9 protein-coding genes and 1 pseudogene are annotated in these 13,490 nt (G+C 71.5%); 8 read left to right on the forward strand and 2 right to left on the reverse strand.

The genetic code is table 11. From position 1 onward, the window contains the following. The 8 genes and pseudogenes from ACIGNX_RS34580 to ACIGNX_RS34615 all read left to right on the forward strand — a co-directional run. Window positions 1-843, forward strand: a pseudogene (locus tag ACIGNX_RS34580) (hypothetical protein); the annotation flags it as partial. 100 nt (window positions 844-943) lie between these two features. Continuing rightward, the gene (gene sbnA / locus ACIGNX_RS34585) at window positions 944-1,912 is read left to right on the forward strand and encodes a 2,3-diaminopropionate biosynthesis protein SbnA (protein WP_396545783.1); all 969 of its coding nucleotides are present in this window, start codon (window positions 944-946) and stop codon (window positions 1,910-1,912) included. Then, on the forward strand, window positions 1,899-2,903 hold the full coding sequence (sbnB, locus tag ACIGNX_RS34590) for a 2,3-diaminopropionate biosynthesis protein SbnB (protein ID WP_396545766.1): 1,005 nt from the start codon (window positions 1,899-1,901) through the stop codon (window positions 2,901-2,903). The genes sbnA and sbnB overlap by 14 nt, the downstream gene beginning before the upstream one ends. Window positions 2,904-2,908: 5 nt before the next feature. Then, a complete protein-coding gene (locus ACIGNX_RS34595) occupies window positions 2,909-4,546 on the forward strand; it encodes an FAD/NAD(P)-binding protein (protein ID WP_396545768.1) in 1,638 nt (545 codons plus the stop codon). Between the two features lie 93 nt (window positions 4,547-4,639). Further along, complete coding sequence (locus ACIGNX_RS34600; protein WP_396545770.1) at window positions 4,640-6,208, forward strand: carbamoyltransferase C-terminal domain-containing protein; 1,569 nt, start codon at window positions 4,640-4,642, stop codon at window positions 6,206-6,208. A gap of 140 nt (window positions 6,209-6,348) precedes the next feature. Continuing rightward, entirely contained in the window at window positions 6,349-9,513 is a 3,165-nt protein-coding gene (locus ACIGNX_RS34605; protein ID WP_396545772.1) for an amino acid adenylation domain-containing protein, read from the forward strand. Then, complete coding sequence (locus tag ACIGNX_RS34610; protein WP_396545774.1) at window positions 9,506-10,303, forward strand: alpha/beta fold hydrolase; 798 nt, start codon at window positions 9,506-9,508, stop codon at window positions 10,301-10,303. Before ACIGNX_RS34605 ends, ACIGNX_RS34610 begins: the two co-directional genes overlap by 8 nt. 8 nt (window positions 10,304-10,311) lie before the next feature. Next, window positions 10,312-11,610, forward strand: coding sequence for an MFS transporter (locus ACIGNX_RS34615; RefSeq protein WP_396545776.1), 1,299 nt, complete (start codon window positions 10,312-10,314; stop codon window positions 11,608-11,610). An 85-nt stretch (window positions 11,611-11,695) separates the two neighbouring features. On the opposite strand, the gene ACIGNX_RS34620 is transcribed toward ACIGNX_RS34615, so the two are convergent. After that, entirely contained in the window at window positions 11,696-12,319 is a 624-nt protein-coding gene (locus ACIGNX_RS34620) for an MBL fold metallo-hydrolase (protein WP_396545785.1), read from the reverse strand. Then, complete coding sequence (locus tag ACIGNX_RS34625) at window positions 12,316-13,380, reverse strand: S-(hydroxymethyl)mycothiol dehydrogenase (RefSeq protein ID WP_396545778.1); 1,065 nt, start codon at window positions 13,378-13,380, stop codon at window positions 12,316-12,318. The genes ACIGNX_RS34620 and ACIGNX_RS34625 overlap by 4 nt, the downstream gene beginning before the upstream one ends. Window positions 13,381-13,490: the final 110 nt, after the last annotated feature.

A 13,490-nucleotide genomic window follows, 5' to 3' on the forward strand; every position in this document is an offset into this window, starting at 1 on the left:
ATCGGCGTGCGCGGCCTGCTCAACGTCCAGTACGCCCTCAAGGACGACGTGCTCTACGTCCTGGAGGCCAACCCGCGCGCCTCGCGCACCGTCCCCTTCGTCTCCAAGGCCACGAACGTCCAGCTCGCCAAGGCCGCCGCGCGGATCATGCTCGGCACCACGATCGCCGAACTGCGCGCCGACGGCGCCCTCCCCGAGCGGGACGGCAGCACGCTCACGGGCGCGCCGGTCGCGATCAAGGAGGCCGTCCTCCCGTTCCACCGGTTCCGCACCCCCGAAGGGCTGGGCGTGGACCCGTTGCTGGGACCGGAGATGAAGTCGACCGGCGAGGTCATGGGCATCGACGCCACGTTCGGCGCGGCGTTCGCCAAGTCGCAGCTCGCGGCCGGGGTCGCCCTGCCCGCTTCCGGCAAGGTCTACGTCTCGTTCACCGAGGCGCAGGCGGCGGTGGCGCTCCCCGTGCTCGACGCGCTGCGCGAGCACGGCCTCGAACCGGTCACCTGGGCGGAGCAGTCCGAAGTGGACACCCGTCGCGAGCTGGAGGACGGGGTCGTGCTGGTGGTCACCCTCGACCGGACGCCCTACTCCAGGGTCGTGCGGGCAGCCGCCACGCACCTGTCCGTCCCGGTGGTCACCACGGCGCCCGGGCTGCGGGCGCTGGTGGCGGCGCTGGCCGCCGTCACCTCCACGGAGTTCACCACCACTTCGCTGCAGCGGGTGCACGAGCAGGGGCGGACCGGGGCGGGGGCCACCGCCGACGGCGGTGGCGAGGCCCGGCGGTCGGGGTACGACCTCGTCCCGCTCGGCCGGCCGGCGCCGCTGGCCGCCCTGCCGGGCGCTTGAGCTCCGTACCAGCCGGGCCGCAGGCAGCCGTCCGGTCGACCACCCCGACGTGGACCCGCATTGGAGGATCCTGTTGATCACAGATCGTGTCTATGACTTGGTGCGGGACGACGTGTTCTTACGAATACCCGGCATGGGGGAGCTGAACCACTTATACCTCAAGGTCGAGGGCCTGAACGCGGGCGGCTCGATCAAGCTCAAGACCGCGCGGAGCATCCTCAGCGGCGCGGAGCTGTCCGGTGTGGACCTGAGCCGGGTGCGGATCATCGAGTCCACGTCCGGCAACCTCGGCGTCGCGCTGTCCGTGATCTGCGCGGCCAACGGCTACCGGCTGACCTGCGTCACGGACCCGAACTCCAACGCGTCGGCGGTCGCCGTGATGCGGGCGCTGGGCACCGAGGTCGTGGTGATCCAGGAGCGCGACGAGAACGGCGGGTTCCTGGGTTCCCGGATCAACTACATCCGGGAGCGGCTGGAGCGGGAACCGGACCTGTTCTGGGTCAACCAGTACGCCAACGCGAACAACCCGCTGGCGCACGAGCACACCACCGCGCCGGCGGTGCTGGACGAGTTCGAGCGGGTGGACCACCTGTTCGTGGGTGTCGGCACGGGCGGGACGCTCATGGGCGTCTGCGACTACTTCCGGGTGCACAGCCCCAAGACGCGCATCGTCGCCGTGGACACCGTCGGCTCGGTGAACTTCGGCTCGGAGCCGAAACCGCGGCTGATCCCGGGCCTGGGCACCAGCCGCCGCCCGGAGCTGCTGTCGCCGGAGGCGCCCGACGAGGTCGTGCTGGTCCCCGAGGACGACACGGTGCGCGAGTGCCGGTGGCTGGCCAAGACGACGGGCCTGCTCGCGGGCGGCTCGACCGGCACGGTGCTGGCGGCGATCCGCAGCCAGGCCGCCGACATCGCCCCGGACGACACGGTCGTGGCGATCTCGCCGGACCTCGGCGAGCGGTACCTGGACACGGTTTACAACGACGACTGGGTGATCGGGAACGGCCTGGGCCGCGCGCTCACCCCGGAACGGCCACTGGAGGAAGGACAGCGCGATGTTCTCGTTTGAGGTCGTTCCCGGCAAGGTGGTCAAGGACATCCTCGACACCTCCAAGCTCGACGTGGTCGACGTGGTCGAGGACGCCTACCTGCGCCACGACGACGGCCGCACGGTCAACCCGGACAGCTACTTCCTGCGGTTCCCGGAGAAACCGGACGCGCGGATCATCGCGCTGCCCGCGTTCGCCGACCTGTCGTCCGCGCCGGTCACCGGCATCAAGTGGATCTCCAGCTTCCCGGCGAACACGCAGCGCGACGTGCCGCGCGCCTCCGCCGTGCTGGTGCTCAACGACTACGAGACCGGCTACCCGCGGGCGCTGCTTGAGGCGGCCTCGATCAGCTCGGCGCGCACGGCGGCGTCGGCGGCCGTGGCGGCGCGGGCGCTGGCCCGGCACGTGCCCGGCGACGGCGAGGTGGCGATCATCGGCGCGGGCGTCATCGCCCGCACGATCCTGCGCTACCTGGCGGCGGTCGGGTACCGCATCGACCGGCTGAGCGTGTTCGACCTGCACGAGGCGTCGGCGGACAACCTGGTGGCGCTGGCGAAGGACGAGCTGGGCCTGACCGCGGTGCGCGTGGGCACGGTCGACGAGGCGCTGGCCGCCCAGACCGTGGTCACCGCGACCACCGCCGCCACCCCGCACATCTCCACCCCGGTGCGGCCGGGCCAGGTCGTGCTGAACATCTCGCTGCGCGACTTCGCGCCGTCGGTGGTGCTGGGCGCGCAGAACTACTTCGACGACGTCGAGCACTGCATGAAGGCCAACACCTCGCCGCACCTGGCCGAGCAGGAGACCGGCAACCGGGACTTCGTCACCGGCACCATCGCCGACGTGGTGCGCGGCCGGGCGCTGCCCGACCCGTCGCGCGGCGTGCTGGTGTCGCCGTTCGGCCTCGGCGTGCTGGACCTCGCGGTCGGGCAGCACGTGCTGCTCGCGGCCCGCGAGCAGGGCCTGGCGATCGAGGTGCCGGACTTCTTCGGCGAGACGCGGCGGTGGTGAGCGGCGTGCGGATCGCGGTCATCGGAGTCGGCCCGCGCGGGCTGTCGGTGCTGGAACGGGTGATCAGCCACACCCGGTTACCCGGCCCGCCGGTCGAGCTGCTGCTCATCGAGCCGGGCGAGCTGGGGCTGGGCGTCCACGACGTCAAGCAGCCCGACTACCTGCTGCTGAACACCATCGCGTCGCAGCTGACCATCTTCTCCGACGAGCGGATGACGCCGGGCGCGCCGGTCACGACGGGCCCCAGCCTGTTCGAGTGGTGCCTGGAGCACCACGGCCCGGTGCGGTTCGACGAGTTCCTGCCGCGCCGGCTGCTCGGCGAGTACCTCCAGTGGGCCGTGCGGGACCTGCTCGACCGGGTGCCGCCCCGGCTGACCGTGCGGCACCTGCCGGCGACGGCGCGCGACGTGCGGCCGGACGGGACGGGCGCGGTGGTGGCGCTGGCCGACGGCAGCAGCCACCGGGTCGACGTGGCGCTGGTGACGACCGGGCACGGCCTGGCCGACCCCGCGCCGCCGGCCGGCGGCGTGCTGGTGGAGGTGCCCTACCCGCTGCCCGTGCGGACCGAGTCGATCCCGGAGGACTCCACGGTCGCCCTGCTGGGCACCGGGTTGACCGCGATGGACGTCATCGCGGCGCTGACCGTGGGCCGGGGCGGTGCGTTCGGCGCGGACGGCTACCAGCCGTCGGGCAAGGAGCCCCGGATCGTGCTCACCAGCCGGGCCGGCCTGCTGCCGTGCGCCCGCCCCCGGACGCGGGAGGGCCGGGTGGCCGCGCCCGCGCAGCACTTCACGACCGAGGCCGTGGCCGCGCTGCGGGAGCGGACGCCGGACGGGCGGCTCGACTTCCGGCGCGACGTCGAACCGCTGATCCGCCAGGAGGTCGCCGCCCGGCTGGCGTCGGCGACGCCGGAGCAGGTGGCGCTGGTCGAGCGCGCCCTCACCCCGGAACCCACGTCGTGGGCGACCTACGACGCCTACCGCGACGCCGTGCTCGCCGCGGCGCGGGCCGACCTGGCGGAGGCCGAGCTGGGCCTGGGCGCGAGCCCGGTCAAGGAAGCGCTGGAGGTGCTGCGCGACCACCGCGAGAGCGTGCGCGCCGCGCTCGACCCGCCCGGGTTGACCGAGGAGTCGCACCGCTACTTCACCGACGAGTACGCGCCGCTGGTCAACCGCGTGGTCATCGGACCGCAGAAGGAGCGCATCCAGGAGCTGTTCGCGCTGGTCGAGGCGGGCGTCGTGAGCCTGGGGCCGGGACCCCGGGCGCGGCTGGAGCGGGTCGGCGAGCGCTGGTCGCTCGCGTCCACCGAACTGGCCGAGCCACGCCGCGTCGAGGTCGACCACGTGGTGCGCGCCAACCTGACCTGGCCGCTGCCCGACAGCGACCTCGACCCCGTGGGCACGGCGCTGCGGTCCTGGGCCGAGGTGGGCACCGACCGGTCCGCTCGCCTGCTGCTGGACCGGGACGGCTACACCACCGCCCGCGACGGGGGTGCCCGGACCGCCGTCGCGGTCTTCGGCCCGCCCGCCGAAGGGGCCAGCTACTACAACCACTACGTGCCGTCACCGGGGGTGTGGTCGCGCGCCCTCACCGACCTCGACCGGGTGCTGAGACCCGTGCTCGGCGCCGAGGGGGACCGCTGACGCGCCCCCGTCCCGAAACCGTGGCCACGAAGCCCGCCGGGCACGGCCACTGCCCTCACCGAATCGCACAACGAAGAAAGTGACACAGGAACCATGCTGATCTTATCGCTCAAAGAGGGTCACGACGGCGGCATCACGGCCATCGAGGACGGCAAGCTGCTGTTCGCGCTGGAGGCGGAGAAGGACAACTACCCGCGCTACGACCGGCTGACCGGCGAGGTGATCGCGCGGGCCGCCGGGATGCTCGACCGGACGCCCGACGTGGTCGCCCTCGGCGGCTGGGTCAAGGGCTTCCACTCCGTCGAACCCCCGTCCCGGACCGGCTACTTCGGCGTCGGCGAGGGCTCGATCTCCGACGAGGAGGGCACCTTCTTCGGCAAGAAGGTCCGCTACTTCTCCTCCACGCACGAGCGCTCCCACATCTACACGTCGCTGGGCATGGCCCCGCGCCGCACCGGCCAGGCGTACTACTCGCTGGTCTGGGAGGGCAACATCGGCGACTTCTACCGGATCGACGAGAAGGGCAACGCGACCCACCTCAAGCACATCCTCGCCGACCCGGGCAACAAGTACGCCTACCTGTTCGCGCTGGCCGACCCGGGCTTCCCGGTGGGCACCGGCCTGTTCCGCTACAACGACGCGGGCAAGCAGATGGCGCTGACCGGCTTCGCCGAGAAGGGCCCGATGACTGCCGAGGAGAAGGAGACCATCGACTTCATCCTCAAGCAGGAGCAGATCATCCTGAACCTGTCCAAGGACCAGATGTCCTGGTCGCACATCTACAACAAGGGCGTCGACTCGCAGGAGTACCGCAACACGGCGGCCAAGCACTCGCAGGCGATCTTCGACCTGTTCTACGACTACGCGTCGGCCCACATGAAGGAGGGCCTGCCGCTGCTCATCTCCGGCGGCTGCGGCCTGAACTGCGACTGGAACGCCCAGTGGCGGGAGAGCGGCCTGTTCGACTCGGTGTTCGTGCCGCCGTGCCCGAACGACAGCGGCTCGGCCCTGGGCACCGGCATCGACGCCCAGTGGTACTACACCGGGGACGCGAGCATCGAGTGGTCGGTGTACTCGGGCGAGGAGTTCGTGCAGGACGTCGAGCCCGACCCGGCCAAGTACGAGGTCCGCCCGCTGGTGCACGCCGAGGTGGCGCGCTACATCGAGCAGGGCAACATCATCGGCTGGGCCCGCGGCCGCTACGAGATGGGCCCGCGCGCCCTGGGCAACCGCTCGATCCTCGCCGCCCCGTTCACGGCGGAGACGACGGTCCGCCTCAACGCGATCAAGCGCCGTGAGGGCTACCGCCCGATCGCGCCGATCGCGCTGGAGGAGGACGCCCACAAGTGGTTCGAGGGCTCGGTCGTCGACCCGTACATGCTGTACTTCAACCGGGTGACCAGCGACCAGCTCAAGGCCATCACCCACGTCGACGGCAGCGCCCGCACCCAGACCGTGACCCGCGAGCGCAACCCGCACATCGTCGACCTGCTGGAGGCGTTCCGCGACCTCACCGGCTTCAGCGTGCTGTGCAACACGTCGCTCAACAACAACGGCCGCGGCTTCATCAACCGCACGAGCGACCTGATCGCGTACGGCGAGAAGCACGGCCTCGACGGCTACGTGATCAACGATACGTTCGTGACCCCGCGCCAGGGCTGATCCCTCGTTCGGCCCTCGCAACGGTGGCACTTTCGGGCAAGATCGTACCCACTCGGCGACTGCCTGTTAGGCCCGTGCCGCGCCCGGACCCCGGGTGCGGCACGGCGCACGCCAACGCAACAAGGAGAGAAGTGCTCGACATGACCACGTCCACGCACGCCGGGACCCAGGCGCCGCTGTCCTTCGGCCAGGAGCAGCTCTGGTTCCTCGACCAGCTCACCCCGGGGCTGACGACCTACAACATCCTGCTCGCGGCCCGGCTGCGAGGTCCCCTGGACGTGCCGGTGCTGCACCGGTGCCTGAACCTGGTCGTCGAGCGCCACGAAGCGTTACGAGTCACCATCCACAACTCCGAGGGCACGCCGTACCAGGTGGTGGCCCCGCCGTCGGAGGTGGCGCTGGAGGTGGTGGAGCACCCCGGGCTGGACGACGCCGGTCGCGAGGCGGCCGTCACCGCGGCCCTGGAGGAGCTGTCCACCACCCCGTTCGACCTGGAGAACGGCCCGCTGTACCGGTACCGGGTCCTGATGTTCGCGCCGGACGACCACGTGCTGCTGCAGAACCTGCACCACATCATCACCGACGGCTGGTCGTCGGGGATCGTGAACTCCGAGCTGGCCATCGCCTACCGGGCGTTCGTCGACGGCCGGGAGCCCGAGTTCGACCGGCCCGGCTCCCGCTTCACCGAGGCCGCCCGCACGCAGCGCGAGACGATGCGGGGCGAGACCCTGGAGGAGGAGCTGGCCTTCTGGGAGGACCGGCTCAAGGACCTGCCGACGCTGGAGTTCCCCACCGACCGCCCGCGCCCGCCCGCCCCGGTCAAGCGCGCCCACTCGATCACCAAGCACCTGCCCGACGAGCTGCTCACGGCCGCCCGCGCGCTGGCCAAGGAGCACGGCGTCTCGCTCTACATGGTGCTGGCCTCCGCGCTCAACGTGGTGCTCAGCCGCTACACCGGCCAGGAGGACATCCCGATCGGCGTGCCGATGCTCGGCCGCGTCGACCCGGACGCCGAATCCGTCGTCGGCCTGTTCGTGAACATGGTGGTGCTGCGCTCCGACGTGTCGGGCGACCCGACGTTCGCCGAGCTGCTCCAGCGCACCATGGAGGCCAACTTCGACCTGTACGAGCACCAGGAGGTGCCGTTCCACCTGATCGTGGACCGCATCCAGCCGGTGCGCGTGCCGGGCCGCAACCCGCTGTTCCAGGTCTCGATGCAGCTGCTCGGCGACGCGAACTCCGGTGGCGCCATCGACCTGCCCGGCATCACCGCCGAGCCGATCTCGCTGGCCTCCACCGGGTCGCGGTTCGACATGGCGATCGACTTCGTGGAGTCCGGCGACTCGCTGCGCGCGGTCGTGGAGTACTCCACCGACCTGTTCGACCAGTGGCGCATCGAGGCGCTGCTCGACCACATCGGCTCGGTCGTCACGGCGGCGGCGCGCGACTCGTCGCTGACCCTGTCGCAGCTGCCGGTCGTGACCGAGGCGGAGCGGGCCGAGCTGCTCGAACTGGGCCGCGGCGAGGAGGCCGAGTACTCGGAGCTGCCGCTGCACGTCTCGTTCGCCCAGGTCGCCGCGGCCACGCCGGACGCCGTCGCGGTCGTGTGCCGGGGCGTGGAGATGACCTACGGCGAGCTGGACCGGCGCGGCGACCGGCTGGCGCGGCACCTGCGCTCGCTGGGCGTGACCCACGGCCAGGTGGTGGCCGTGGTCATCGACCGCGACCTGGACGCCTACGTGGCCATGCTCGGCGTGCTCAAGGCCGGCGGCGCGTTCGCGATGATGGACCCCAAGGTCCCCACCAACCGCCTCGACTTCATGATCCGCGACACCGGCGCGCCGGTCGTGATCAGCCGCTCGCCGCTGGCCGGCGTGCTGCCCGAGGGCGGCGACTGGGCCACCGTGCTCATCGACACCGACTGGGCGACCATCGAGGAGGTCGACGCGTCGGAGCCGCTGGAGGAGTGGACGACCCGCGAGTCGCTCGCCTACGTGCTCTACACGTCGGGTTCCACCGGCACGCCCAAGGGCGTCATGATCGCCCACCGCGCCGTGTCGTTCTTCTGCGAGGCGTACAAGCGGACCTTCGACTTCGGCCCGCAGGACCGGCTGCTCCAGCTCCCGGCCCTGAACTTCGACATGTCGCAGGGCGAGATCTGGACCGCGTTCCTGGTCGGCGCCCGCGTCGTCGCCGTCTCGCCGGACGACGCCCAGTCGCCCGAGGCGCTGACCGCGCTGCTGCGGGAGCAGAAGGTCACCTACGCGGGCCTGCCGCCCGCGATGCAGTCGGTGATGGAGCCCGAGCCGTACCCGGACCTGAAGTACGTCATGGGCGGCGCGGAGGTGCTGCCGCCGGAGCTGGTCAACAAGTGGAACCTGCCCGGCCGCAAGTACCTCAACCTGTACGGCCCGACCGAGTGCGCGATCGGCCAGACGGAGTACCACGTCGAGCAGATCGAGTGGAAGACCCCGCCGCCCATCGGCCGCCCGCAGCTCAACCGGCAGGTCTACGTCGTCGACCGGTTCAACCAGCTCGTGCCCAAGGGCGTCAACGGCGAGCTGCTCATCGGCGGCGCGGAGGGCGGCCTCGCCCGCGGCTACCTCAACCAGCCCGAGATGACCGCCGAGAAGTTCATCACCGACCCGTTCGACCCGACCAGCAAGGTCTACCGCAGCGGCGACCTGGTGCGGTGGAACGCGCAGGGCCAGATCGAGTTCCTCGGCCGCATCGACAACCAGGTCAAGCTGCGCGGCCTGCGCATCGAGCTGGGCGAGATCGAGACGGCGCTGCAGAGCCACCCCGGCGTGCTGCGCGCCGTCGTGCTGATGCGCCCCGACAAGCGCGGGGAGAACCGCCTCGTCGGCTACTACACCTCGGTGGGCGAGCCGCCCTCGGTCGACTCGCTGCGCGACCACCTCGCCGAGTCGCTGCCGGACTACATGGTGCCGACGGCGTGGGTCGCGCTCGACAAGTTCCCGATGAACAACGACGGTTGGAAGATCAACCGCAACGCCCTGCCGGACCCGGTGGAGGACGGCGAGCGCGACTTCGCCGCGCCGACCACGCCCACCGAGGTCGAGGTCGCGAAGTGCTTCGCCGAGGTGCTGGGCGTCGAGCGGATCGGCGTCAACGACAGCATCTTCGACATCGGCGGCAACTCGCTGCAGGCGTTGCGGCTGGCGAGCCGGATCAACAAGACGTTCAAGATCCGCATCACCGTCCGGCTGCTCTACGGCAACGCCACCGTCGGCGCCATCTCGCAGACCGTCGACGAGATGGTGAAGGCCAAGGCCAATGGCTGACCTGGAACGGATCGTGCCGCTGAACGCCGGGGGCGACCTGCCCCCGCTGTTCTGCGTGCACGCGGTGTCGGGCTCGGCGTACTCGTACGCCGGGCTCGCCCGCCTGCTCGGCGACCGCCCGGTCTACGGCTTCGAGGCGCCGGGGTTCGACAACGACCGCACCCCGGTGGCCTCGCTCCCGGCCCTGGCCGAGGAGTACGTCGAGATCCTGCGCGAGTTCCAGCCCGAGGGGCCCTACCGGCTCCTGGGCTGGTCCCTCGGCGGGCTGGTGGCGTTCGAGATGGCGAAGCGGCTCACCGCGGCGGGCGCGGAGGTGGCGCTGCTGTTCCTCGTGGACGCGGGCATGCCGGTCGTGATGGACCTGCCGCCCGAGCGGGAGACCCTCGTCCGGTACGTGCGCGACATGGCGGGCACCTCCGACGAGTCCCCGCCCGGCCTGGACGAGCTGGCCGCCGGGTGGCCGGAGGACGCCGACCCCGAGGCGGTGTTCGAGCAGGTCGAGGCGGCGCGCATCCTCCCCGAGGAGATCGACGCCTACGTGCTGGGGGAGCAGTACGCGGTGTTCCGCGCCCTGCTGGAGGCGTTCTACTCCATCGAGGTCACCGGCACGCACGCCGGCCCGTCCGTGCACGTGCTGGCGGAGCACTCGCCCGCCGAGGACATGCGCTGGGGCCGGCTGCTGCCCGACCTCGTGGAGCACACCGTCCCCGGCAGCACCCACCACTCGATCTGGACCGGCGACGCCCTCGCGGAGCTGAGCCGGCTCGTCCGCAAGCACCTCGGCGACTAGGGAAGAACGTGTCCACCACCAATCCCGAGCAGACCAGCGAGCCCAAGGAGAAGGAGAGGAGCCTCTGGCACAACGGCGACTTCCTCAAGTTCTGGGTGGGCGAGACGGTCTCGCTGCTCGGCACCCAGGTCACGATCCTGGCCCTGCCGCTCACCGCCATCTACTCGCTCAACGCCACCGACAGCCAGGTCGGCGTGCTGCGGTTCGTCCAGCTGGCCCCCTACCTGGGGCTGGCGCTGCTGCTCGGGATCTGGGTCGACCGCGTGCGGCGGCGGCAGGTGATGCTGTGGACGAACCTGGCCCGGATGGTGCTGATCGGCCTCATCCCGCTGCTGTACGTGCTGGACCTGCTGTCCATCCCGGCGCTGCTGGTCATCGCCTGCCTCATCGGGGTGGCGTCGGTGCTGTTCGACCTCAGCTGGATGTCGTACGTGCCCACGCTGGTGAAGAAGCCGGAGCACTACGTCGAGGCGAGCGCCAAGATGGGCATCAGCTCGTCCACGGCTGACGTCGCAGGCCCCGGCCTCGCGGGCCTGGTCGTGGCGTGGCTGACCGCGCCCATCGCGCTGGCCGTGCAGACCGGCACCTACCTGGTGTCGGTCGTCTCGCTGCTGCTGATCCGCACCGAGGAGCCCAAACCGCCCCGGCCGCAGGAGCGGCACGCGTTCCGGGAGCTGAAGGAGGGCGTGGTCTGGGTGTTCGGCAAGCCGCTGCTGCGGTGGCTGGCCATCATCGGGTTCTGCTGCAACTTCTCGATGATCACCACCTGGACGATGTTCCTGCTCTACGGCACGCGCACGCTCGGCCTGGACTCCACGACGCTGGGCCTGATCTTCGGCACGGCGTCGGTCGGCGGTTTGATCGGGGCCGTGGTGTCCCGCCGGGTCGTCGGGCGGTTCCCGATCGGCCCGACGTACTTCATCGCCCAGAGCGGCCTGCTGCTCGGTCCGGTGCTGATCGTGCTGGCGGGCGGGCCGAAGCCGTTGATGATCGGCATGTTCATCGCCTCGTTCTTCACCACCTACCTGGGGCTGGGGATCGCGGGCGTGATCATCGTGGCGGTGCGGCAGACCCTGACGCCGCAGTCGATGATGGGCCGGATGACCGCCTCGTTCCGGACCCTGCTGTTCGGCGGCGGCGCGCTCGGCGGCCTCGTGGCCGGCCTGCTGGCCGACGCCATCGGCGCGCGCAACGCGCTCGTGGTGGCCGCCGTCGGGTCGGCCGTGGTGGTCGTCGGCCTGATCATCTCGCCGGTCAGCAGGCTGCGCGAGATGCCCGAACCGGTCACCGAACCCGCTCCCGCCTGAGCGGGGCGACCCTCGACGACCAGGGGGCGGCGGCACGTCCGGTGACGTGCCGCCGCCCCCTGGTCCGGGTCGGTCCGGGTAACCGTCAGGAATCCGGGTTGATCCACCGGCCGGGTGACTCCGCCCCGATGGTGGTGTCGTCGCCGTGGCCGGTGTGCACGACGGTGTCGGCGGGCAGGGTGAGCAGCCGGGTGTGGATCGACTTCACGAGGGTGTCGAAGTCGGAGTAGGAGCGGCCGGTGGCGCCCGGCCCGCCCCGGAACAGGGTGTCGCCGGTGAACACCGCGCCCAGGTCGGGGGCGTGGAAGCAGACCGCGCCCGGCGCGTGGCCCGGCGTGTGCAGCACGTGCAGCGCGGTGCCCGCCACCTCGACCACCTGGCCGTCGGCGAGGTCGCCGCCGGGGTCGACGTCGGGGTGGGTCAGCCGCCACAGCACCAGGTCGTCCGGGTGCAGCAGCACGGGCGCGCCGGTCAGCCGCGACAGCTCCGGCGCGACGCGGACGTGGTCGTCGTGGGCGTGCGTGGCCAGGATCGCCGTCACCGCGCGGTCGCCCACCACCCGCATGATCTTCTCGACGTCGTGCGGCGCGTCGACGACGACGCACTCGGTGTCGTCGCCGACGACCCAGACGTTGTTCTCGACGTCGTAGGTCTGGCCGTCCAGGTTGAACGTGCCCCGGGCGGTGGAGTGGTCGACGCGGACCATCAGAAGACCACCACCGAGCGCAGCACGTCGCCGCGGTGCATCCGGGCGAACGCCTCCTCGACCTGGTCCAGGGCGATGGTCTCGGTGACGAACGCGTCGAGGTCCAGGCGGCCCTGCCGGTGCAGGTCGACCAGGTAGGGGAAGTCGCGGGAGGGCAGGCAGTCGCCGTACCAGGACGACTTGAGCGCGCCGCCGCGGGAGAACACGTCGATCAGCGGCAGCTCCAGCCGCATCTCCGGGGTCGGCACGCCGACCAGCACGACCGTGCCGGCCAGGTCGCGGGCGTAGAACGCCTGCTGCCACGTCTCCGGCCGCCCGACCGCGTCGATCACGACGTCGGCGCCGAACCCGTCGGTCAGCTCCCGCACCCGGGCGACCACGTCCTCCGACCCGGCGTCCACGGTGTGCGTGGCGCCCAACCCGGTCGCCCACTCCAGCTTCCGCGGGTCCAGGTCGATCGCGATGATCTTCGTCGCGCCCGCCACCCGCGCGCCCGCCACGGCCGCCGCGCCGACCCCGCCGCAGCCGATCACGGCCACGGAGTCGCCGCGGGTCACGTTGCCCGTGTTGACGGCCGCGCCGAAGCCGGCCATCACGCCGCAGCCGAGCAGACCCGCCGCGGCGGGGGAGGCATCGGGGTCGACCTTGCTGCACTGCCCGGCGTGCACGAGGGTCTTCTCGGCGAACGCGCCGATGCCCAGGGCGGGGGACAGCGGGGTGCCGTCGGCCAGGGTCATGGGCTGGGCGGCGTTGTGGGTGTCGAAGCAGTACCAGGGCCGCCCGCGCCGGCACGCCCGGCACCGACCGCACACCGCGCGCCAGTTGAGCACCACGAAGTCGCCGGGCGCCAGGTCGGCGACGCCCTCGCCGACCGCCTCGACGACGCCGGCGGCCTCGTGGCCGAGCAGGAACGGGAACTCGTCGTTGATCCCGCCCTCCCGGTAGTGCAGGTCGGTGTGGCACACCCCGCACGCCTGCACCCGCACCACGGCCTCACCCGGCCCCGGGTCGGGGACCACGACGTCCACCACCTCGACCGGGGCGCCCTTGCCCCGCGCCACCACACCGCGAACCGTCTGAGTGCCTGTTTCCGAGCTTGAGGTGGTGAAGGCCCCTTTGGTGCGCAGACGGGGGAACTCCTGGTAGATCGGACGTTGTCGAAGCGCCGCTCTGC

Origin of the sequence: Actinosynnema sp. NPDC053489, assembly GCF_044544865.1 — a bacterium.
Taxonomy (GTDB): domain Bacteria; phylum Actinomycetota; class Actinomycetes; order Mycobacteriales; family Pseudonocardiaceae; genus Actinosynnema.